Raw genomic sequence first — 21,801 nt, forward strand, 5'->3', positions numbered from 1 at the left:
TAGTCTTATATGTAACTTGTAATGAGTGCATAAAAATATTTTTAATTAAATGTCATAAAATAAACTAAGGATACATAATTGTATGATTAACTTTAAGTGCCGCATATTGGCAATCTTTTTTCTTGTTTTTAGTGGGTTTAGTTATTCAAACCCTACTGTGATTAAACATAATTTCAATTTATCTGCAAATATAAAACAAAACACAGATGACTTTTACGTAAAGGAAGTGGGGACTGGCTCAAGTTCTGCAATAGTATTTAAATGGGATGAAAATATTAGCGATTTTATAAACCCAAATCAAGCACCAATTTATTTGAAAATAAAATCAAAAAAAGACGTTTTCGTTTATACAAATCTACCTCCTCAATTGAAATCCATTCAAGGGGCAACTATTCCTATAGAAATTAACATGAAGCCTGATGGTAATAATATGATAGTGTCGTCGCAAGCTGGAGTTCAAAATGTTGGCTTAATTAAACAAGTTGTCTATCCCGTAAAAGCGTCGTCTGAATCAGACGGAACTGGTTTGGAGCCCGGAACTGAAGTTATTTTCGGAGTAACTTTTAAGGCACTTAAAACAGGTATGCTTAATTCAATGAAGAATGCTGTAGGAGAGCCTGTCCCAGGTAGTTATAGTGCATCGATTGCTCTTATTTTTGAAAGTGATTTGAGTTAGTTATTTGGAGATGGAGAGTCTAATACTCTCCATATTTTAATATGAGAATGTTTATTCTTTTATTATTTGTGTCGTTTACTTCATTTGGAGTGAAAAGTAATATTTTGGTAGTTGATAGTCCTACTATAGATGTTACAAATTCCATATATGTAATGCCGGTAATAGTTGATATTAATGGTATTGTTCATAAAGAAGATAATAATATAAGTTTCTTAAAAGATGGAAATGTTAAATTTCATTTGGTAGATCTTGAAAAAAAACACTTTGAAATTATTAGATATATTATTAGCAACGAGAAGAATATAGATTACATTAAGTTTTCATGCCGTTCTGTTATGGACAAAAAAATTTGCAACTCGTTTGAATATCTAGAATTTGAATTTTCATTACCATTAGGTACAATCCGGTTGTTCTATAAAAATCGAACTACTGAAGAAAACTTATATTTAGCTAATTCCTCTCCTCTTCTCTTATTACATAATGACCTCAACGTTATATATAATGGAAGTACCTCAAAAAATTCATTTAGTGGTCTTTACAATCTTGAGATGACATATGGTCTCAGTGAGGAAAGTAATATTAAATTGGATTCAAAGTTAGTATTTAATCAAGATGAGAATTATCATAACTTGGAAGGGATAAGGTATGATAATACATCGTCTGATTTTGGTTGGGGGATGTTCTTTGGGGATTCTAACTCAAGAAACTTTCGTAGATTAAAAAAGAAAAGTTTTTTAGGTATAGATATTTATAAGAAAGAAGAGCAAATAATAAAAAATGATGAAACCAATAATGTATTAATGGTTAACTCTAATTACATTGGTGTTTTTAAAGTTTATGATGAATTTAAAAATATATTGTCTATATCCAGAGCTAATTTAGGTTTAAATAGAGTAATTATCGATAGTGATTTTAATGGTGGGAAGGTTTTTGTAGAGACAATAGTTAATGATGAAGTTGTTAATACATCAGAAGAGTATATCTTTTATGGGAAAAAAAAGTCTTTAGATTTTTATTATAATGTTAAATTTGGATCATTTGATTATCAAGGTGATAAGGATGAAGACTGGGAGAAAATTGTATACTCCGAACTGGACCTTGGTGGTGAAAATTACTCTATTAATGCAGGTTGGGCTCCTAAAGCGAAGTCCTGGGACTTAACTTTTACTACAAGCTTATTAAATTTTGACTCTAAATTTGATTATGGGAAAAATGAGGGATTTAATTTTTCATTATCTAGAGCCTTTCATATTGAACAAATTGATACTGTATTTACGGGGAACTATCAATATATTGGTTCTTCGAGATTAGATAAGGCAAGTATTAGTTTTTCTAAGAATTTAAATAATAATGATAGCTTTTCACTTACTTATATGATTGATAATCTGGATACTCCTTTTTTGTCTAATAATATGGTAGCTAACTATTTTACAAATAGAAAGTATGAAAATTATGAAGCTATTTATTCTATAGATGTATCAACAGATTTTAAGCAAAGACATACGGTTGGTGTTAATTTAGAGTTAAGGTTTGATGGCAACAACTGGTTTAGTCCTTCGGTAAATATTGGATATAGCTCTTTTGGGTTGAGTACCAGAGTATCTAACTCGGCAGAATATGATGAAAGTCGGATTAAAGCTGGATTAAGCTTCATTAATGATAATGTAAACGCTTTAGATCTTAACTTTTCATCTAGTAATGATAACTTTATTAGTAATGGGGTGTTTTTTTATTCTAGAGAATCTAATTATTTTTCTTACAGGTTATCCAATTACGTTGGAATATCGAAATACGGAGTTGTCAATAATGCAAACAATTTTGAAAATGCAATTAAAGTTAATGATGAATTGTTAGCCAGCAATAATAAATTAAAATACAATTTAAATATTGAAAATGTTAAATTTCCGGTGGAAGATAATAAAATAATATCTTTAGGAGGACGTTGGTCTGATAGGGTTATTGAACTCGATACTGAATCTCGTTCAATCGTATTGGATAGTGACTCATCGCGTTTCAAAACCGGAAAGTATCGCATATATCCTATAAAAATAAATTTTGATTTAGAAAGTCTAATGGTTTCTGGGAGAGTATTTCTAAACGATGAACCGATAGAAGGAGTATATGTTAAAAATCATAGTGGGGAATCTTATACTGGAAAGTTTGGTTACTTTAAATTAAAAGTGAGTAGGGAGGAACCAAAAATAGATCTTTCATTAGATAATGCGATTTGTAATTCAATAGATTTAAAAGAGCACAAATACGATCTAACACAGACAGATATATATATAGGCAGAATAATATGCAAAGAATATTAACTTTACTTTTTTTTATACCATTTTATTCTTTTGGAGAAATTGGAGCGTATGAAAATCCAAGTTATGGATTTATAGTTGATAGGGCAAGAAAGACGAAGAGTCTTCATATTCCTACAATAGAAGATTTTGATAAAGATCCTGTTTACCCTGATTGGGGGGGCGACTGCCAACTGCCTATAAACCACCTTTGTATCAATAGATCTCCCATAAAACATGATGCTATTCCTGATGGGGTCAAGACGATTAAATTATATCTTTCTTCTGGCTCTGGATACCTTGAGGGTGTATTAAAATCTAATAAAGGGAGGTTAAATAAAAAGACTATAATTCATATTGGTGCGCTTCATCATACTTCATCAAGGTATTATAAGTTGCTACTACCTATTGTTGCTGATGAATATAAAATTGCAAGTGATTGTAGTGTGGCTAGAAAAACGAATTTAGTAGGTGAAAGTAGTGAATTTTCTTCATCAGTATTATTACATAATAGAGTAACAAAAAACAATGTTTGTACAATTACTATAACGAGCAATACGCTCTTCCCTAATAACAGTAGATTTGGTATTAAGAGTTCTGGAGTTAGATTGGGCTATGATACTAAAATATATTCAAAAATCCCATCAGGAAGCTATACCGTAAGTGCCGATGTTAGAGATAGATTTGAAGTTGAATATATAAAAGAGAATGGGGGGATGGAAAAAAAACATAGTTTGTCTGATGTTACTAAATATGTATTTTCATTGAAGCTTAAAGGGTATATTAGCTATAGGCTTATTTCATCAAGTCAGCAAAATATGACATTATTTAGAAACTCTGTAGAAAATAAATCTTTTGTCTTTAATGGTTACGTAAAATCAAATGGCAGTAGTATAGATCTAAGTTTTGATTGCCAATATAAAAACAATAATGCTTGCGAGCTTAGAAATAAGGATGGGTATAAAATAATCATTAAACCAGGGTTAAGATTTGATCATTTAGGTGGTCCTCATCCAGAAGTGTATTTAAGCCCTGGTGAAAGGATTGACTTAACAAAGATACCAAGCTTCCGAGATGATCAAGATTTTCCTTTGGGTTTGCTGTTTGAAGTTGATTCTAATAGTTTACTTCTCTTGCCTAACGAAAATTTGCTTGACTTTAGTGGTTCAGTAACACTAATTTTAGATGCTGATTTTATGTAGAAATATAATGGGCTATTTGTTTTTACGAAAATAAAATCGTGACATATTATCAAGTATTAATGATATCTTTTAACGAAACATTCATAAAGTTAAGCATGTATGTTAGTTGAATAAAACCCACCTTTGAGGAGTTTTATTTATCGTCAAGATTATATTTTAAAGTGAAGTTATCGGACTAGGTGAAGTTTATTTCTTTGAAGTCAGAAATTCTACATTTAGGTAATGTTAATTAACTTACCATTTAGTTTGAAATTCATCACTTTCAACAGCTAGTCCAAATGACCTCTTAAATTTTCCTAGTTAAACACTTTATATTACCATCTAGAAGTGTGTTATAACATAACACGCCACCTTCTTGGTAAATTATTTTTATGATTTCTTTATCTAGATGTTGAAGATTATGAGTTTCAATATCAATACTATCTTTGAAATTTTTCCCATTTGGCAAGTTTATATTTGAAAATGTCATCAAGTCTTTATCGTAAAAGTTAATTTGATAGTTCATGAATAGCTTTGACTTTTCACCTTCTATTGTTCTAGTTGTATATGACCTTTTATGAAGAATTGGGCTATAGTTTAACGTATGCAAGTCTTCAATAAAAAATACATCGCCTTTGGTTGTGAAGTTTATTGTATTACTATGAAAAGTCTGGTTATTCGAGGTTTTTATAAAGTCAGGAGTGTTAGTTATCGTAATCGCTACGTTGATAATCACTGAAACCATAGAGATAAATATGGATATATACATTAGTCTATCTACATATTTCATTTAATGTCACTCCTACAAAGTAAAAATTTTCGTTCAATGGAAAAGTGATATTTTTAGTTCTTATTTCTTCGGTGGAATCACAAGTATAGATACATGATAGGTAATAGTTATTTACACCCTTAGATATGAATAAACTTCTAATAGCAGTATTTGAAAGGTGCTTGCTATCTAAACTTAAATACTTTGATAATTTCTTAGTTGCAGGACTATTAACAAAGTGAAATGTTATATCATCTTGCTCTCTTTTTAACCATTGACTAAATGTGACACCTTGAGAAAAGTTTAGTTTATACACAGCATCTAAAGTCTGATAGATAAATAAGGTTGTAAAAAAGATAATACACCAAACTTTAGCTTGTAATGTGTAGTTGTAATTGCTCTTAGGTTCTTTCTGTGAGTATGAATGGTTCGTTTTAGCTGAAAACTCAACAACTCTGGCTTCGTTTTTTGCTATTTCTACTACGTTTTCGAATAACATATATCCTTTTGATGGTATTGTTTTAATAAATTTTTGTTCTTTCCCATTATCATTTAAAGCTAACCTAAGTTGTGCGATACATTGAGTTAGACTGTTGCTAGATACTATTCTGCTTCCCCAAATTTTTTTGAATAATTCGTCTTTAGTTACCACTTTGCCTTGACTTTCTATTAATATTTCTAGTGCACGACACTCTGTTGACTTCAATTTCGTTGCACTTAATGTCTTTGTATTAACTAGTTGCTCACGGGCAAGAGGGTATAAATTCCAAATCGTGTCAGTATTCATATTTATTCATTGTTTAATATAATACTTTAGTTAAAAACTAAGTATGTAATTGCTTTCCATGATACCTGCCTTTTGGCTTAAGTCCTTTACTGATAAGTATAGTGTTTGAATGTAAACTTGATACGTAACGAAGTAATCAAATTAACTTTACCATCACATGATAATGATAATCATTCCAATGTGCAATGCCTATGTTGAAATGCCCAAGAATAACCACAAATTCAAGTATTTATAACTCAGGTTTTCAGAGCTAGATTAGAACATCAGTCTTTACGCTTATGCTTTAATATACTAGAAAAAAAGAAAAACTTGGTCTGTCCAGTCAACTTAAAAGTCAATAAACGGTTTAATAATCAGTGTTTGCCTTTGATTTAGGAAAGTTCATTTTCCATTTTTCAGAGTAATTTTCTTTCTAAGTCAATTTTTAGCTTCTTATTTATTGATGTTCACATAAATTCATTAGCTCAGAGCCGTGGTTTATACTAACTTCCCCTAGATTACGATGCGGCTTTAAACTGTTCACACTTATTGCCATTTCTTTTGATGATTATATGAATTTTTATTCTGTATGTTTTTTGTTTTGGGGTAGTTAATGATTATTGGAAATACTAAAGAGATTTCTGAAATTGAGATAAAAAAACGCATTGAATTAGATTTGAAGCTAGCACAGCACGAATTTTACATTCTATTTCAGCCCATTAGTTGGTTGGGCTCAATTAATAAACCTTGGGGTTTTGAAGCTTTAGTTAGATGGTCTAATCCTTTTAATATTGGACCATCGGTTTTTATCCCTATTACAGAAAAAGAACCAATGTTAAGACGAAAATTAACTAGATTAGTTACCAGGTTAGTTATTGATAATATTCGATTGTTTATACGTAAAGAAACGCAAGTAACCTATTTTACTATGAATGTTTCCTTTGACGATTTAAATGACAGCAATTATGTAGATGAGTTAAAGAGCATGTTATGCGAAGCTCCTTATATAGCACATCGTCTATTTTTGGAGGTGACTGAGACTAAGAAAATTATAATGACAGATGCCTTTATGAAATCTATAACAACCCTGAAAAATCTTGGAGTTAGATTTGCTCTGGATGATCTTGGTTCAGGTTTTGCTGATCAAGATGCTTTAAAGTTACCAATTTGGTCAATTGTTAAAATTGACCGTAGTCAAGTTTGTGAAATTGGAAGCTCAGACAGTTCTCTTGACTCACTGACAGACCTTCTCGATAATTGTTTTTCACTTACACCATATGTAGTAATTGAAGGGGTTGAATTGGCAAGGCAACACTTTACTCTTAAATGGTCACTTAACAATGACGTATTAGTTCAAGGTTTTTACTACGCAAAACCAATGTCTAGCAGTATCATTTTGGCTCGGTACTATTAAATAATAGATTTTAATTAATCCAACATGGATTAAGTTACCTCGCTTGAAGATATGCATACTTGATTATTCTATCCATTCGCAAGCTTAGGCGTTACCTCATCTATTTTTCTGCCCAGCTATTTAGTGTCATCGTTTTTTAAGTGCCAAAAATTTATCCTATCGCCTTTTGCTACAAAAAAGGCACATACTGTAGAAAAGTGATTACCCTTTTTTCAGATAAATATCATCAAAGTGAAACGTTACTAATAAGGATGTTTGAGTAAACCAATATCAAAAGTATAAAACCATCAGAGAGCATAAACTATGAATATGCAACACTAATATTTGATAATCTTTGTGTGCGTGGTGATGTACAGTCTAGATATGGTTGACGTTTTCCCCGTTATGTGTTTTTCGCTTGTTTTTTCGTCGGTGAAGATAAAGGAGGCAAGCATATTGTCGTTGAGGCATATTGCTACTCATTTGCTTAGAAAGGGGATATTTTTACTTAGTAAAGTTAAGGTGTGATGGATTTGAAAGTTAAGTGTTGAACAGCTAATTCGCTACACCATACTTGAGTTAACACAACACCTTGTTCTTATTTGTTGCCATAAAGGTTATCACCACAATTGACAAAGTACACATACGTAGAAATCACACTTCAGTAAATCTCATAAATAGCATGGGATAGATTACCGTGTCGACTTCGTCTATTTGGGAAATGCAGTCTATAACCTGAACGTAATATCGATTCTGAGAGCTTTTAGATAAGAAAAAAGACGCCCTAGGACGTCTTTAATATGATAATTGGTGGAGCTGGCGGGAGTTGAACCCGCGTCCGAAAACCTTTCATCATTGGTACTACATGCTTAGTCGATCTTTAAATTCACCACCCACCTGCGAACCGACACGCTAATGAATGACTATCCTGAATTAAAATTCGCCGTTCATCTCTCAGGCGGGAGAATCCGGGCTAGCGCGTTTGGGTTTGATCCCTCGTTGGTCCCCGTCTTACGTGCGGAAGCTAGGGCGAGAGAGCTCTGAGCAGGTTATTAAGCTGCTAGTGCGTAGTTTTCGTCGTTTGCGACTATTTTTTTGCGGTTTGTTAACGAGGCCTACCGCACCTCGGCATGCACCTCAGACTTCTGAATTCCCGTCGAATCCTAAATCAGCCCCAGAGGTAATATCGGCATAGTAACAGAAAAGCCTAAGCTGTCCAGTACTATGCGTCTAAGTGGTCAAGTTTAACGCAGTGAACTCTTCATCACGCGTGCTTTTTCACGAGCCCAGTCTTTTTCTTTCAGATCGGTACGTTTGTCGTGAAGTTTTTTACCTTTCGCAACACCGATTTTGATCTTCACCCAAGAGCGAGACCAGTACAGTGACAATGCGGCTAGCGTCATACCTTCACGGTTGATGCGACCAAGAAGGTTGTCGAGTTCACGACGACTCATCAATAGTTTTCGCACACGTGTAGGGTTTGCGACAACGTGAGTAGAAGCTTGGTTAAGAGGCGTGATGGTCATTCCGCTGACAAAGGCTTCTCCGTCACGCATGAAAACGTAGCTTTCAGCGATATTGGCTTTACCTTGGCGAAGTGCTTTCACTTCCCAGCCTTGTAGCTCCAAGCCTGCTTCAATTTCATCGTCAATGAAGTATTCGTGGCGAGCTTTTTTATTCAGCGCGATAGTGTTGCTACCCGCTTTTTGCTTTGATTTTTTCTTTACCATAATGGACTCATTATACGGGTTGGATATGGGTTAGGAAATCCTTTTATTTGCGCTATCGTGGAATAAAAGTAGAATTGGCACAAGCCTTAAACATGTACGCGTATCGATAGGAGTGTGTATGAAGCAAATCAGCCGTTCTGCCTTGGTGTCTTTTAGTGCAGAGCAGATGTTCGATCTGGTCAATGATGTTTCTAAGTATCCTGAGTTTCTACCTGGTTGTTCAGGTTCACGAATCATTGAGTCTTCGGACGATGGTATGGTGGCTTCTGTCGATGTAGCAAAAGCAGGTATCAGTAAGACATTTACAACCTCTAACGAGATTATTCCGGGTCAAGCGATCATGATGAATTTGGTCGATGGTCCATTTAAGACACTGCGTGGTGGTTGGATCTTCACTGCTTTGGATGAGCAGGCGTGTAAAGTGGAACTGAAGCTTGAGTTTGAATTCTCAAGCAAGATGATCGAAATGGCTTTCGGCAAGATTTTTAATGAGCTAACCAATAACATGGTGAATGCTTTTACCAAACGCGCGAAACAGGTGTACGAGTGCTATGAGTATTGAGTCGGACATGATTCACGTGGAAGTGGTTTATGCGCTTCCTCAAGAGCAGCGTGTATTCAATTTGGTGGTAAACAATCAAGCAACGGTTGAAGATATTATCCGCCAGTCGGGTGTGCTTGAGCTATACCCGGAGATTGATTTGAAGAAGAATAAAGTCGGTGTTTACAGCCGTAACGTGCGATTAGATGCAACGGTACGCGACAAAGACCGTATCGAAATTTACCGCCCACTATTGGCAGATCCAAAAGAGATCCGTCGTAAACGAGCGGAGCAAGCAAAGGCCGCTGGTAGTGCAGACCCTGTGACAGGCGGTAAGCCCAATGCTTTGAGAAAAGCTGAGGAATAATGCTTTTGATTACGAACAACGCCTCCCAATTGGGAGGTGTTGTTTTTTGTGGGGCGAACTTTCCTTGCTCTGTTGAGCAGAAATAAAAAAGCCTCCGTCAGGAGGCTTTAAGAATACAGTGAAAATAAAGGTTGCTTACTGAATCTTCTCGTAAAATGCATCGCTTTTCGGGTAGTCACCAGTGATGTCTGCCAGCGTGCCTTGGTCGTTAAACTGAACGATAAGATCTTTTTGCACTGAGTCACCGTGACCAGGAGTGTGGTGGTAAATGTAGTACCACGTATTCGGGTAGCCATTTTCAACCAACATAGGTGAACCAAGAACGTAGCGAACCTGTGCTTTAGTCATCCCAAACTTTAATTTATCAACCGCACTTTGTTCTACGTAGTTGCCTTGGTTGATATCAATGCGATAAACCAGTTTTTCCAATACCGAACATCCTGTCAGCAATGTCATTGCTAATGGTACGGCAACTAACCACTTCTTTAATTGCATAATAATTTCTTAGTAACCTTTAAAATACTGCGCTGATAATAAACAAGCTCGACGCAGATGTAAAAAGCTATGCGTCGTATGGTAGGGAATCTGACAACGAATTTTGAGTTGAGTTGCATTTATTCGCTGAGATTGAACAATAATTGGCGGAACATTGCGCATTCGTTTAGCGAAAAGCAAAAGTACTGGGGCTGTTGAAATGGGAGAGAGCCACTGAACTGATTGATATGCGGTGGCTCAGTAATAATCTTAAGCGGCGATAAGCAGTTCTTTAGCATTTGCCAATGTGGAATCTGTAATTTGACTACCACCAAGTAGACGAGCTAATTCTGCCACACGTTGCTCTTTATCTAGTGAGCGCATTTGTGTTTCAGTTTGACCACCTTTGGTGTGTTTTGCGACAAACATTTGCTGATGACCACAACCTGCGACTTGAGGTAAGTGGGTGACACACATTACTTGGGTCGACTCTCCTAGTTTGCGCAGCATCTTACCGACAACAGCGGCGGTTGGACCACTGATACCTACGTCTACTTCATCGAAGATCAAGCTTGGAGTATCTACTTTCTGCGCGGTGATCACTTGGATGGCTAATGAGATACGTGATAGCTCACCACCCGATGCCACTTTAGCGATGGGTTGCAATGGCTGACCTGGGTTGGTTGAAACCAAGAAGCAGACGCTGTCCATTCCCAGCGGTGATGGGTGGGTATTTTCGTTGTTCACTTCAATGCTGAATACCGCTTTCTCCATGCTCAATTCGTGCATGCTTTGTGTGATCAGTTTGTTCAACTCTTTTGCGTAGCGACTGCGTGATTTGTGCAGTTTTTCCGCTTGGGTCAAGAAGCTTTGATATTTTTGTTCAACTTCTTGAGCGAGTTCATCCAAACGTTCATCAGAGCAATCGAGCGCTTCGATTTGAGCCAATAGATCTTGATGGTGTTGATATAGCTCATCAGGCATAACGTGGTGTTTACGAGCCATTGACATCACTTTAGAAAAGCGTTCTTCGACATAAGCCATGCGACCCGGATCGACATCAATGCCATCAAGGTAGCTGCGAAGTTCGTTTTTAGTTTCTTCTAGCTGGATCATCGCTTCTGCCAGCATATTTGGTAGCTCTGCTAATTTCTCATCCAATTCAGCTAATTGAATTAGGGAGTGATTGGCCGATTGCAAAATACCAAGCGCATTGACTTCTTCACCTTCGTAAATAAGTTCGATGGCTTGCTGACAGGTAGCGGCAAGCTCACCGCTATTGGACAGTCGTTTGTGCTCTTGTTCGAGCTCTGCGAATTCTTCTTCACCTAGCGATAACTCATTCAGTTCTTTGATTTGGTATTCGAGCAACTGCTTTTGTGCCTGATTTTGCTGGCTGTTATCTTTTAGTTGCTTGAGGTTATTGTCTGCCTGACGCCAATGCTGGTAAGCACTGCGTGTGCCTTTTAATAGGTTTAAATGTCCTGCATATTGGTCAAGCATTGCCATTTGGTGCTCGCTCTTCATCAATTGATGATGTGCGTGCTGTCCATGGATGTTGATCAACAACTGCCCAAGAGATTTGAGTTGTGAAAGTGGGACTGGGCTGCCGTTGATGAAGGCTCTAGAGCGACCTTCTTTGGTGATGATGCGACGCAAGATACACTCGCTGCCATCAAGCAGGTCGTTATCTTCTAGCCAACGCGTTGCGTGTAGATTGTTATCCAGTAAAAAGGCAGCGCTGACTTCTGTTTTCTCTTCGCCTTGGCGCACCATACCTGCATCGGCACGTCCGCCTAAACAAAGACCTAACGCATCAATTGCAATAGACTTACCTGCACCTGTTTCACCAGTAATGGTGGTCATGCCCTTTGAAAGCTCGAGCTGTAAAGACTTAACAATCGCAAAATTATTAACACTTAGATGAGCCAGCATTTTTATTTACCTGTATAACTGAACAATACTGTATAAGAAAACAGTATATACTGTTTCTTTATACAGTAAAGTCAGGTGCGGTATTTTTTCTTAAAGAAGCGGCTTTTTGTGATGAAGAGAAGAAAAATAGGTCGTGCAAAATGCAACGACCTATTTAAATTGAACAAGTTATGGACGAGTTGGGTTAATGGTGAGCGGTTCTAATGTGACGACTGCATTGACTCCCGCGCCAGGATGGTCGACGTAAGATGTGTCTTGCATCAGGGTGTAGTAAACATCAACGAAATCGTCATCATTGGTCAGAACCCCATCAGGAATTGCATCAATGATCTTGTTGGTGATCTGAGGAATAATGGCATACGCCTGCACCTCTGGATCTGGAATCGCCTTTAATACTTCTTCAGCAACTTGAACGAGCAGTTTTGCCAACTGTTTGTAATCCGTACCGTCATCTTGTTCCATCAATACAATGTCAGCCGCGCCCCAACGGTAACGAGACCAATGAATGATGATTTGATTCGGGTAATAGTCTTTGTTGTCATAATCCAAATATGGAAGCTCGACTAAATCTAACGTCGGCTCGTCGCGACTTGGGTTCACCCCTGTGACGATGGCGTAGATTTCTGCTTTACCCGAGATCCATGGTTCTTGGTCATCAGAAAGACGGATCTTCTTCAGTTGTGTAGTCTGAATCGGTTGAACCGAACTTTCGGCGCTAGCGAGAAGTGGGGAATTAACTTGCTGTTTGTCCGCTAGGTATGGCTGAACCATCGTGGCTTGCCCTAAGCTCTTCATCTCAGCTTGCATCGCTTGCAGACCTGCTTTTAGTTCTGCAGAGCTGTTATTGTCGACAACCAATACTGGTACGTCAGGAAGCTGATAGACATCGAGCTGGTGGATTTGACCATATACATCGTACGCTTCGATATACTGCCATTGCGAGTCATCACCGCTTGGCTCGAAAGCGAATAGGGGATCGACTTTCCCTTCTTGCCATACATTTAGCATCTCTTCATTCGCTAGACGGACTTCTAGCAACTGATCTGAGTATTGTTCGATGCCTTTCCATGTGCGGATTTGGTTGTCGGCTTTTACAAGCTGTTTACTGAAAGCAGCTTGAGGCGTTTGTTCAACAAAGGAAGATACTGGGACGCTAGTGTGCTCCGCGGTAATGTCCCTACGTAGCATTGGTTCCATGCTGGTATAGCTCTCACTAAGCTGCTGAGCGAGCGCGCGTTTTGTGTTGGTTATATCCTCGGCTTTTGCGTTTGATATATTGTTAACCTTTGCCTCCTCAGACTGGCAGCCCATAAGCGCTAAAGTACTGAGAGCGGACAATATAATTGTTTTTTTCATAGTGTGTCCTTTGAGATAGTTTGTATGAAATAGAGTTAATATTCTATTCATGGCAAGAATATCACCAGACACCTATCATTCAATTTGCTCTCCAAGATTTGTATAAAATCTGCCCACAAGATCAAATTTTATAAATCTAGATTTAGTAGGTTTTTATTTTGTGTCGCCTTAATCGGGATAGAGTAGAAAGCTGAAATATGAGCAAAGAAAAAAGGTTGATGCTTTCACACCAACCTTTATTGCTAAAACAGTTTGCTCGACCATCCAAGCTTATTTCTTAGTACGTGATAGTAGCTATAGTCTTTCGGGTGGATAAGTTTGAGAACGTTCGGGCTCTGGTAGATGTGTATTTCATCACCTGGAGAGACGGGGAGCGAAACTTGTCCGTCACAACTTACTTCCTGAGTACCGCGGTTTTCTGGTGACACGACCAGTTTGATACGACGTTTGCCATCGACAACTAATGGGCGGCTAGACAATGTGTGCGGGAACATTGGCACTAAAGAAATCGCGTTTAAGCTTGGTGACAAAATAGGTCCACCACCTGACAGGGAGTAAGCCGTAGAGCCTGTTGGAGTAGAGACAATCAAACCATCGGCACGCAGCGAAAACGCAAAGCTGTCATCAATATAAACTTCAAACTCAATCATGTGCGCCACTTGTCCTGGGTGGAGCACGGCTTCGTTTAATGCCGCGTTATGGCTCTTGATTTGACCGTGACGATGGATCTCTGCTTCCAATAAGAAACGCTCTTCTTCTATATATTCGCCTTTTAATACGGCTTTTAATGCTTCTTTGAAATCGTCGGGGTTTAGATCCGTCAGGAACCCCAAGTTACCTCGGTTGACACCAATCACAGCAACATCGAAACGAGATAGAATACGAGCAGCACCCAGCATGTTGCCATCACCGCCAACTACGATAGCGAGATCGGCGTTTTTACCTAGCTCTACGAGGCTAGCAAACTGGCTTTGCGGGATTTCGTCTAAAATTGCAGCAAGGCGATCATCGATAAATACTTGGTAACCTTCGGATGTCAGCCATTCGTATAACTCTCTATGAGTTTGAATTGCCTGCTGATCTCGTGGTTTTCCGATAATCGCGATCACGTTACATGGGTTTTTCATAGCATTTCCGCATTAAAGAGGCTTGAATCAGGAATCTTCATCCCCATAATAATGGCAAGTTACCTAAATATGCGAATTTTTATGTGGTTAAAGCCCACAAAAAGTGAGTGGCTTTAAGGACATTAAGTTGAATTCTGGAGATATCATGAGCAACGAAGAAAACAAAGTTACAGAAGAAGAGCTTGATCAAATCATCGAAGAAGCTGAGAAAGTAGAAGCCGCAGCGCAAGAAGCTGAAGCAGAACTTGAAGAAATTGGTGATGAGAAAGACGCTAAGATTGCTCAACTAGAAGCAGCACTACTGTCTAGCGAAACAAAAGTGAAAGACCAGCAAGATGCGGTTCTTCGCTCTAAAGCTGAAGTAGAAAACATGCGTCGTCGTACTGAGCAAGAAATCGATAAAGCTCGTAAGTACGCTCTGAACAAATTCGCTGAAGAACTACTTCCAGTTATCGATAACCTTGAGCGTGCAATCCAAGCTGCAGATGCAGAGCACGAAGTGGTTAAGCCAATTCTTGAAGGTGTTGAGCTAACACACAAGACGTTTGTAGACGCAGTATCGAAATTTGGTTTGAAAGAGATCAACCCAGAAGGTGAAGCATTCAACCCTGAATTCCACCAAGCTATGTCTATTCAAGAAAGCCCAGATCACGAATCAAACACAGTTATGTTTGTGATGCAAAAAGGCTATGAGCTAAACGGTCGAGTTGTTCGTCCTGCAATGGTTATGGTTGCTAAGTAATCAAATAACTCATTGATATAAATATATTAAAACGCCTGCTATTCAATAGCGGGCGTTTTTGTTTCAAACATCTCTATCAACATATTCATCTCTCTGAATATGTGCGCAAAATGAAATTTGATCCCCTTCAAATTTTTTCTTATTGGTAAAAAATTTTCCAATAAGGGATATCCTTTCTTTATCTTGCTTACTTATGGAATGGGTGTGTCTATAAGTACCTGTTATCACTCGCAATCAAAATTTAATTCTGAATATGAATGTAGATCTAGTGGTTTACTTTTAATGTTATTTATTAACAATCCTGTAAAGAAAGTCTTTATTTTGTAACTGTGGTGTGTATTATTCGCGAGGTCTGCCGTAAAAACCAGCAGATGTAACTATAAAAGCATAAATAGCAAACACAACATTTTGGAGATTTATGATGGATAAATCGCTTTCTAGCAAGATTTTTATCGGCTTGTTTGCGGGTCTTCTGATCGGTACTGCAATTCAGTATCTTTTTAGTGGCGTTGCTCTCTTTGATACATATTTACTTGGCGCAGCGGAAGGCGCTGGTGGTATGTTCGTATCATTGATTAAGCTGTTAGTAGTACCTCTTGTTTACGTATCTATCGTATGCGGTATCGTGGACCTAAAAGACATCACGGCTTTTGGTCGTCTTGGTGGTAAAACCTTTGCTCTATACATTATCAACACCATCATCGCGATTACTGCGGCACTGACTGTTGGCCTTATTTTCCAACCGGGTGCTGATGCAAATCTGGCAGGCACGATTTCAGAAACTGTTAACTTAACAACAACTGAAACACCTGACATTTTCTCGTTGGTTGTAAACATCGTTCCAAGCAACCCTGTACAAGCGTTTGCAAATGGCGACATGTTACAAATCATCTTTATGGCAATTTTGACAGGTCTTGCTATTCAAGCTTTGGATTCTCGAGGCGGCCCGGCAATTCGTACGTTTAAAATGGCGAACGAAATCATGATGAAGCTGGTTGGTCTAGTAATGAGCCTTGCACCTTACGGTGTATTTGCTCTGATGATTCAACTAGGTGCAACACTGGATGCAAACACGCTGATGTCTGTTGCTGGCTACGTAGCACTTGTTGTTGCAATGCTAGTGTTCTGGATTTTCTTCTTCTACCCAATGGCGGTAGGTATTGCGACGGGCACTTCACCAAAAGCGTTCCTACGTGCAACTCGAGAGCAGATCCTATTCTCACTATCAACTGCAAGTTCAAACGCAACTATCCCGGTAACAATGCGCACGCTAACTGAGAAGCTTAAGGTTTCTAAGTCGGTTGCTGGTTTCGGTGTACCACTGGGCGCAACAATGAACATGTCTGGTGTTTCTATCTACATCGCACTAGCAACTATGTTTGTCGCAAACGCGTTTGGTCAGCCAATCAATACTGCTGATATATTTACTCTTGGTCTAACTATCTTGCTACTTTCTATCGGTGCTGGTGGTGTTCCGGGCGGCGGCGTAGTGATGGTAGGTGTTCTATTACACCAACTAGGTCTTCCACCAGAAGGTTTAGCAATCATTGCAGCTGTAGACCGTATCAATGATATGTTCTGTACTTCATCTAACGTAGTTGGTGATACAGCAGTAAACACTATTGTTGCGAAGTCTGAAGGCGAGATTGGTAAAGAAGAAGTCGTAGACGCAGAGCCTGCACAAGCAAGCGCATAATTTGCAATACACTCTTAGTTGAAAAGCGAGGCTATATGCCTCGCTTTTTCTTTTATAGAAACGAAAATCGAGATTGAAGAGTCGAACGGGGCTGAGTTGCGCTCGTCTCTCGCCTTTTGCGCAACTTTTTTTTGTTTTTTTTCACTCTCTCCCTTGAAAAGCCATTTGCAGCCCTTATCTATTGGGCATAAGAGAAGCAAACAACATTACTTTAGTTTGTGAGCAAGGGTTGAAACCCGATTCTAAGTCCCCACATAGGGGATATAGCAAAACAAAATAGAATTTATTCGGAGATAGCCTGATGGGTAAAATCATTGGTATTGACTTAGGTACTACTAACTCATGTGTTGCTGTACTAGACGGCGACAAACCACGTGTAATTGAAAACGCAGAGGGTGAACGTACTACTGCATCGGTTATTGCTTACACTGACGGTGAGACGCTAGTAGGTCAACCAGCGAAACGTCAAGCAGTAACTAACCCAACTAACACGCTATTTGCAATCAAGCGTCTAATTGGTCGTCGTTTTGAAGACGAAGAAGTTCAGCGTGACATCGAAATCATGCCTTACAAAATCGTTAAGGCTGACAACGGTGATGCATGGGTAGAAGCAAAAGGCCAGAAAATGGCGGCTCCTCAAGTATCTGCTGAAGTACTTAAGAAAATGAAGAAAACTGCTGAAGACTTCCTAGGTGAGGAAGTAACTGGTGCAGTTATCACAGTTCCTGCTTACTTTAACGATGCTCAACGTCAAGCTACTAAAGACGCTGGTCGTATTGCAGGTCTAGAAGTTAAACGTATCATCAACGAACCAACAGCGGCTGCTCTAGCATACGGTCTAGACAAGTCAGGTGGCGACCGCACTATCGCGGTATACGACCTTGGTGGTGGTACATTCGATATCTCTATCATCGAAATCGATGAAGTTGAAGGCGAGAAAACATTCGAAGTTCTAGCAACTAACGGTGACACTCACCTTGGTGGTGAAGACTTTGATAACCGTCTAATCAACTACCTAGTAGACGAGTTCAACAAAGAGCAAGGCATCAACCTTAAGAACGATCCACTAGCAATGCAGCGTGTTAAAGAAGCAGCAGAAAAAGCGAAAATCGAGCTTTCTTCTACTTCTCAAACTGACGTAAACCTACCTTACGTTACTGCTGATGCAACTGGTCCTAAGCACATGAACATCAAAGTGACTCGTGCGAAACTAGAATCTCTAGTTGAAGACCTAGTACAACGTTCTCTTGAGCCACTAAAAGTTGCTCTAGCTGATGCTGACCTATCAGTAAACGACATCACTGACGTAATCCTAGTTGGTGGTCAGACTCGTATGCCTATGGTTCAAGCGAAGGTTGCTGAGTTCTTCGGTAAAGAAGCTCGCCGCGATGTAAACCCTGATGAAGCAGTAGCAATGGGTGCTGCAGTTCAAGGTGGTGTACTTGCGGGTGAAGTTAAAGACGTACTTCTACTAGACGTTACTCCACTGTCTCTAGGTATCGAGACAATGGGCGGCGTAATGACTAAGCTAGTTGAGAAAAACACGACTATCCCAACTAAAGCGAACCAAGTTTTCTCTACAGCAGAAGACAACCAGAGCGCGGTAACTATCCACGTTCTTCAAGGTGAGCGTAAGCAAGCGTCTTTCAACAAATCTCTAGGTCAATTCAACCTAGAAGGTATCCAAGCTGCACCACGTGGTATGCCACAAATCGAAGTTACTTTCGACCTAGATGCGGATGGTATCCTACACGTTTCAGCGAAAGACAAGCAGACTGGTAAAGAGCAGAAGATCACTATCCAAGCTTCTGGCGGTCTAAGCGATGACGACATCGAGAAAATGGTTCAAGAAGCAGAAGCTAACAAAGAAGCGGACAAAAAGTTCGAAGAGCTAGCAACTGCACGTAACCAAGCTGACCAAATGATTCACGGTACTCGTAAGCAAGTAGAAGAAGCTGGTGAAGCCCTACCTGCAGAAGAGAAAGAGAAGATTGAAGCAGCTATCTCTGAGCTAGAAACTGCACGTAAAGGTGATGACAAAGAAGCGATCGACGCTAAAGTTCAAGCGCTAATGACTGCAGCTCAAAAGCTAATGGAAATCGCTCAACAACAAGCTCAAGCGCAACAAGCACAAGGTGCTGACGCTGGTGCACAACAGTCTCAAGAAGACGATGTTGTTGATGCTGAGTTCGAAGAAGTTAAAGACGACAAGAAATAATATTTCTTAACTAGGCGGCTTATGGTCGCCTAGAGTCGATAAGACTTTTGTGTGCGGGCGTTTGGGGTAACTCTTACGCCCGTCTGTTTGTCCAAGCTGTCTTTCTAGTTAAGTATTTTGCAATAAGTGCACTTACCTAGAACGATACAAACACCAAGCGGTAAATCATGCCGTTTGCAGTAATTAATTGGTGACGAAGAACATGTCAAAACGTGATTTTTACGAAGTATTAGGCGTAAGCCGTGATGCCTCTGAGCGCGATATCAAAAAGGCGTACAAGCGTCTAGCAATGAAATACCACCCAGACCGTAACCAGGGTGATGAATCTGCTGCGGATAAGTTTAAAGAAGTAAAAGAAGCGTACGAAATTCTCACTGACCCTCAAAAGAAAGCGGCGTACGATCAGTATGGTCATGCTGCTTTTGAACAAGGCGGTGGCGGCTTCGGCGGCGGCGGTTTTGGTGGCGGTGGTGCTGATTTCGGCGACATCTTTGGTGACGTTTTTGGCGATATCTTTGGCGGTGGTCGTCGTGGCGGTGGTCAGCAACGTGCACAACGTGGCGCAGACCTACGTTACAACATGGAACTGTCGCTAGAAGAAGCTGTTCGTGGCGTATCGAAAGAAATCGAAGTACCAACGCTTGTTCATTGTGATACCTGTGACGGTAGCGGTGCGAAGAAAGGTTCTTCAGCTGAGACTTGTGGAACCTGTCATGGTCACGGTCAAGTTCAAATGCGCCAAGGTTTCTTTGCTGTGCAGCAAACCTGTCCTACCTGTCATGGTAAAGGTAAGATCATCAAAGACCCATGTAACGAATGTCATGGTCAAGGTCGCAAACAGAAAACTAAGACACTTAACGTTAAGATCCCAGCAGGTGTTGATACTGGCGATCGCATTCGTCTATCTGGCGAAGGCGAAGCTGGAGAAATGGGTGCACCAGCAGGTGACCTATACGTACAAGTTCACGTGAAAGAGCACCATATCTTCGAACGTGAAGGCAACAACTTGTATTGTGAAGTGCCAGTTAGCTTTGCTATGGCTGCTCTAGGTGGTGAAGTTGAAGTTCCGACACTAGATGGTCGTGTGAACCTTAAAGTACCAACAGAAACGCAAACAGGACGTATGTTCCGTATGCGCGGTAAAGGGGTGAAAGGCGTTCGTGGTGGCGGTGTTGGTGACCTAATCGTTAAGCTTGTAGTAGAGACTCCAGTTAACTTGAGCGCTCGTCAGAAAGAATTGCTTAAAGAGTTTGATGAATCTTGTGGTGGCGATGCCGCAACTAAGCACAAACCAAAATCTGAAGGCTTCTTCAACGGCGTGAAGAAGTTCTTTGATGACCTAACAAGCTAATTGCTGGTTAGTTGAATCCAATAAAAAGCCTGCTGTGATGCAGGCTTTTTTGTATCTGCTTTCTTTTTATTTAAAGTGACTTTATGGCATCGAACTTGTCGTCTAAGTTGTCTTTATCTATTCTCGAAAGGGCTAATCCCAACATGCACTCGGTGACTCTATGTTGGTGGACGTTAGGGTTATTTTATTTACCCCACTAGGGAAACAGTTATCACCGTTTTGCCCTAAATCGGCTTTTGCCGTTGCTTCGATAACATAAGCTGCGCTGGATGTGCTTGCGATATTAAATGAAAAGCGATTTGAATCGGAGTCGCAGATCGTACAAGTCCCGCCAGAGATGATACTACTCCAATCGTACCCACCGTTGTAAGAGGTTTCTAGCTCCAGCTGTATGCGACTGATATCGCTTAGAGCAACGGTGCGGTGTGCCGTAATGGTGTGGTTGGTATATGACGGATAAGCGATAGCCGCGATGATTCCAATAATCACAACTGCTATCAGTATTTCGATCAATGTCATCCCTCTAAATCGTTTGTTGTATCCGTTACAACCAGAAATTCGAATCATGACGAGTAGTTTCCTTTTCACTTTTCCGCCTATTTTTCTCAGGTGATAGCATCTGCGCAAGATGAATTACGGTCCTCTTGCCGTTTGCATAGGAATTTGGGAAATGCCTCGCGGGTTTACATTATTGGAGCTTCTGATCACTATCGCCGTGCTGAGTGTTTTGCTCACGGCTGCTGCTCCTTCTTTCCAAAATGTTTTTGAAACCAACAAAATGCAGCGCTTAGCGAATGAACTGCATGGTTTTGTTATTCAAGGTAAGTCAGAAGCGGTATTGCGCCGAGAGAGGCTTTGGGCACACCTGATCATGTCTGGAGGTTCATCCAGTGATGGTAATTGGCGCATTGAGCTCACAGATAATAGCTCCGAGGGAGCCGGTACGGTTTTATTCTCGTTTTCAGGCGCGCCTTACAAGGGCATTGTGGTTACTCCGAGCTACGCTTCAGACCAAATCAGTTTTGATGAAGTCCATGGTCGCCCTTCTTCAGGCAACATTCGCTTTTACCCGGTCGGAGAGTCTTCTAAAGCCTTAAAACTTATCTCTCACACTTTGTCTGCGCGTGTCCGGGTATGCAGCGACAACAACAATACCGAGTTCTTCGGCTATTCAACCTGTTCTTGAGG

At 39.6% G+C, this 21,801-nt stretch carries 19 protein-coding genes and 1 other RNA gene; 11 read left to right on the forward strand and 9 right to left on the reverse strand.

Annotated features, from left to right (window positions below):
• Positions 1–82 precede the first annotated feature (82 nt).
• From VHA02S_RS02520 to VHA02S_RS02530, 3 genes are all read left to right on the forward strand, one after another.
• Positions 83–676 (forward strand): hypothetical protein, encoded by a 594-nt coding sequence (locus tag VHA02S_RS02520; RefSeq protein WP_038898498.1) that lies wholly within the window; start codon positions 83–85, stop codon positions 674–676.
• A gap of 104 nt (positions 677–780) precedes the next feature.
• Positions 781–2,991: a peptidase associated/transthyretin-like domain-containing protein gene (locus VHA02S_RS02525; RefSeq protein ID WP_127891275.1), complete on the forward strand. Its 2,211-nt coding sequence runs from the start codon at positions 781–783 to the stop codon at positions 2,989–2,991.
• Positions 2,976–4,169 (forward strand): hypothetical protein, encoded by a 1,194-nt coding sequence (locus VHA02S_RS02530; RefSeq protein WP_038898500.1) that lies wholly within the window; start codon positions 2,976–2,978, stop codon positions 4,167–4,169. The genes VHA02S_RS02525 and VHA02S_RS02530 overlap by 16 nt, the downstream gene beginning before the upstream one ends.
• Before the next feature lie 286 nt (positions 4,170–4,455).
• Here VHA02S_RS02530 and VHA02S_RS02535 read toward each other — a convergent pair whose 3' ends face one another.
• Both VHA02S_RS02535 and VHA02S_RS02540 read right to left on the reverse strand, forming a co-directional pair.
• Positions 4,456–4,938, reverse strand: a complete 483-nt coding sequence (locus tag VHA02S_RS02535; RefSeq protein ID WP_038898501.1) for a hypothetical protein — start codon at positions 4,936–4,938, stop codon at positions 4,456–4,458.
• Positions 4,922–5,704: a winged helix-turn-helix domain-containing protein gene (locus tag VHA02S_RS02540; protein WP_038898502.1), complete on the reverse strand. Its 783-nt coding sequence runs from the start codon at positions 5,702–5,704 to the stop codon at positions 4,922–4,924. Before VHA02S_RS02540 ends, VHA02S_RS02535 begins: the two co-directional genes overlap by 17 nt.
• Before the next feature lie 592 nt (positions 5,705–6,296).
• On the opposite strand from VHA02S_RS02540, the gene VHA02S_RS02545 reads away from it, so the two are divergent.
• Positions 6,297–7,097: an EAL domain-containing protein gene (locus VHA02S_RS02545; RefSeq protein ID WP_038898504.1), complete on the forward strand. Its 801-nt coding sequence runs from the start codon at positions 6,297–6,299 to the stop codon at positions 7,095–7,097.
• A 787-nt stretch (positions 7,098–7,884) separates the two neighbouring features.
• On the opposite strand, the gene ssrA is transcribed toward VHA02S_RS02545, so the two are convergent.
• Positions 7,885–8,252, reverse strand: a transfer-messenger RNA (tmRNA) gene (ssrA, locus tag VHA02S_RS02550).
• Between the two features lie 68 nt (positions 8,253–8,320).
• The gene (gene smpB, locus VHA02S_RS02555; RefSeq protein WP_005440253.1) at positions 8,321–8,806 is read right to left on the reverse strand and encodes an SsrA-binding protein SmpB; all 486 of its coding nucleotides are present in this window, start codon (positions 8,804–8,806) and stop codon (positions 8,321–8,323) included.
• 118 nt (positions 8,807–8,924) lie between these two features.
• Between smpB and VHA02S_RS02560 the strand changes: the two genes are divergently transcribed.
• Positions 8,925–9,368, forward strand: coding sequence for an SRPBCC family protein (locus VHA02S_RS02560; protein WP_005447659.1), 444 nt, complete (start codon positions 8,925–8,927; stop codon positions 9,366–9,368).
• Entirely contained in the window at positions 9,358–9,714 is a 357-nt protein-coding gene (locus tag VHA02S_RS02565; protein ID WP_005447657.1) for an RnfH family protein, read from the forward strand. Before VHA02S_RS02560 ends, VHA02S_RS02565 begins: the two co-directional genes overlap by 11 nt.
• Before the next feature lie 135 nt (positions 9,715–9,849).
• Here the strand turns inward: VHA02S_RS02565 and bamE are convergent, their stop codons facing one another.
• The 4 genes from bamE to nadK all read right to left on the reverse strand — a co-directional run bounded on the left by bamE (position 9,850) and on the right by nadK (position 14,606).
• Entirely contained in the window at positions 9,850–10,209 is a 360-nt protein-coding gene (gene bamE, locus VHA02S_RS02570; protein WP_005447656.1) for an outer membrane protein assembly factor BamE, read from the reverse strand.
• Between the two features lie 249 nt (positions 10,210–10,458).
• Entirely contained in the window at positions 10,459–12,123 is a 1,665-nt protein-coding gene (gene recN / locus VHA02S_RS02575) for a DNA repair protein RecN (protein ID WP_038898505.1), read from the reverse strand.
• A gap of 168 nt (positions 12,124–12,291) precedes the next feature.
• A complete protein-coding gene (locus tag VHA02S_RS02580; RefSeq protein WP_038898506.1) occupies positions 12,292–13,479 on the reverse strand; it encodes a DUF3103 domain-containing protein in 1,188 nt (395 codons plus the stop codon).
• Between the two features lie 242 nt (positions 13,480–13,721).
• Positions 13,722–14,606 carry an NAD(+) kinase gene (nadK, locus tag VHA02S_RS02585; protein ID WP_005447653.1) on the reverse strand — a complete coding sequence of 295 codons (885 nt, stop codon included), beginning with the start codon at positions 14,604–14,606 and terminating at the stop codon, positions 13,722–13,724.
• Positions 14,607–14,751: 145 nt separating this feature from the next.
• Between nadK and grpE the strand changes: the two genes are divergently transcribed.
• The 4 genes from grpE (at position 14,752) to dnaJ (ending at position 20,613) form a co-directional block, all read left to right on the forward strand.
• Positions 14,752–15,348 carry a nucleotide exchange factor GrpE gene (gene grpE / locus VHA02S_RS02590; protein ID WP_005447652.1) on the forward strand — a complete coding sequence of 199 codons (597 nt, stop codon included), beginning with the start codon at positions 14,752–14,754 and terminating at the stop codon, positions 15,346–15,348.
• A 421-nt stretch (positions 15,349–15,769) separates the two neighbouring features.
• Complete coding sequence (locus tag VHA02S_RS02595; protein WP_005447650.1) at positions 15,770–17,044, forward strand: dicarboxylate/amino acid:cation symporter; 1,275 nt, start codon at positions 15,770–15,772, stop codon at positions 17,042–17,044.
• Between the two features lie 301 nt (positions 17,045–17,345).
• Complete coding sequence (gene dnaK, locus VHA02S_RS02600) at positions 17,346–19,262, forward strand: molecular chaperone DnaK (RefSeq protein WP_005447648.1); 1,917 nt, start codon at positions 17,346–17,348, stop codon at positions 19,260–19,262.
• Positions 19,263–19,464: 202 nt separating this feature from the next.
• On the forward strand, positions 19,465–20,613 hold the full coding sequence (gene dnaJ / locus VHA02S_RS02605) for a molecular chaperone DnaJ (protein WP_005447647.1): 1,149 nt from the start codon (positions 19,465–19,467) through the stop codon (positions 20,611–20,613).
• Between the two features lie 132 nt (positions 20,614–20,745).
• Here the strand turns inward: dnaJ and VHA02S_RS02610 are convergent, their stop codons facing one another.
• A complete protein-coding gene (locus tag VHA02S_RS02610; protein WP_017818911.1) occupies positions 20,746–21,180 on the reverse strand; it encodes a type IV pilin protein in 435 nt (144 codons plus the stop codon).
• A 103-nt stretch (positions 21,181–21,283) separates the two neighbouring features.
• On the opposite strand from VHA02S_RS02610, the gene VHA02S_RS02615 reads away from it, so the two are divergent.
• Positions 21,284–21,799 carry a GspH/FimT family pseudopilin gene (locus tag VHA02S_RS02615; protein WP_038898507.1) on the forward strand — a complete coding sequence of 172 codons (516 nt, stop codon included), beginning with the start codon at positions 21,284–21,286 and terminating at the stop codon, positions 21,797–21,799.
• Positions 21,800–21,801 lie beyond the last annotated feature (2 nt).

It is taken from the genome of Vibrio harveyi NBRC 15634 = ATCC 14126 = KCTC 12724, from assembly GCF_001591145.1.
In the GTDB taxonomy this organism is placed as follows: domain Bacteria; phylum Pseudomonadota; class Gammaproteobacteria; order Enterobacterales; family Vibrionaceae; genus Vibrio; species Vibrio harveyi.

Coding starts and splice junctions, on each gene's coding strand:
- VHA02S_RS02520 (WP_038898498.1), top strand. CDS start 83: ATGATTAACTTTAAGTGCCGCATATTGGCAATCTTTTTTCTTGTTTTT.
- VHA02S_RS02530 (WP_038898500.1), top strand. CDS start 2,976: ATGCAAAGAATATTAACTTTACTTTTTTTTATACCATTTTATTCTTTT.
- VHA02S_RS02535 (WP_038898501.1), bottom strand. CDS start 4,938: ATGAAATATGTAGATAGACTAATGTATATATCCATATTTATCTCTATG.
- VHA02S_RS02540 (WP_038898502.1), bottom strand. CDS start 5,704: ATGAATACTGACACGATTTGGAATTTATACCCTCTTGCCCGTGAGCAA.
- VHA02S_RS02545 (WP_038898504.1), top strand. CDS start 6,297: ATGATTATTGGAAATACTAAAGAGATTTCTGAAATTGAGATAAAAAAA.
- smpB (WP_005440253.1), bottom strand. CDS start 8,806: ATGGTAAAGAAAAAATCAAAGCAAAAAGCGGGTAGCAACACTATCGCG.
- VHA02S_RS02560 (WP_005447659.1), top strand. CDS start 8,925: ATGAAGCAAATCAGCCGTTCTGCCTTGGTGTCTTTTAGTGCAGAGCAG.
- VHA02S_RS02565 (WP_005447657.1), top strand. CDS start 9,358: ATGAGTATTGAGTCGGACATGATTCACGTGGAAGTGGTTTATGCGCTT.
- bamE (WP_005447656.1), bottom strand. CDS start 10,209: ATGCAATTAAAGAAGTGGTTAGTTGCCGTACCATTAGCAATGACATTG.
- recN (WP_038898505.1), bottom strand. CDS start 12,123: ATGCTGGCTCATCTAAGTGTTAATAATTTTGCGATTGTTAAGTCTTTA.
- VHA02S_RS02580 (WP_038898506.1), bottom strand. CDS start 13,479: ATGAAAAAAACAATTATATTGTCCGCTCTCAGTACTTTAGCGCTTATG.
- nadK (WP_005447653.1), bottom strand. CDS start 14,606: ATGAAAAACCCATGTAACGTGATCGCGATTATCGGAAAACCACGAGAT.
- grpE (WP_005447652.1), top strand. CDS start 14,752: ATGAGCAACGAAGAAAACAAAGTTACAGAAGAAGAGCTTGATCAAATC.
- VHA02S_RS02595 (WP_005447650.1), top strand. CDS start 15,770: ATGGATAAATCGCTTTCTAGCAAGATTTTTATCGGCTTGTTTGCGGGT.
- dnaK (WP_005447648.1), top strand. CDS start 17,346: ATGGGTAAAATCATTGGTATTGACTTAGGTACTACTAACTCATGTGTT.
- dnaJ (WP_005447647.1), top strand. CDS start 19,465: ATGTCAAAACGTGATTTTTACGAAGTATTAGGCGTAAGCCGTGATGCC.
- VHA02S_RS02610 (WP_017818911.1), bottom strand. CDS start 21,180: ATGATTCGAATTTCTGGTTGTAACGGATACAACAAACGATTTAGAGGG.
- VHA02S_RS02615 (WP_038898507.1), top strand. CDS start 21,284: ATGCCTCGCGGGTTTACATTATTGGAGCTTCTGATCACTATCGCCGTG.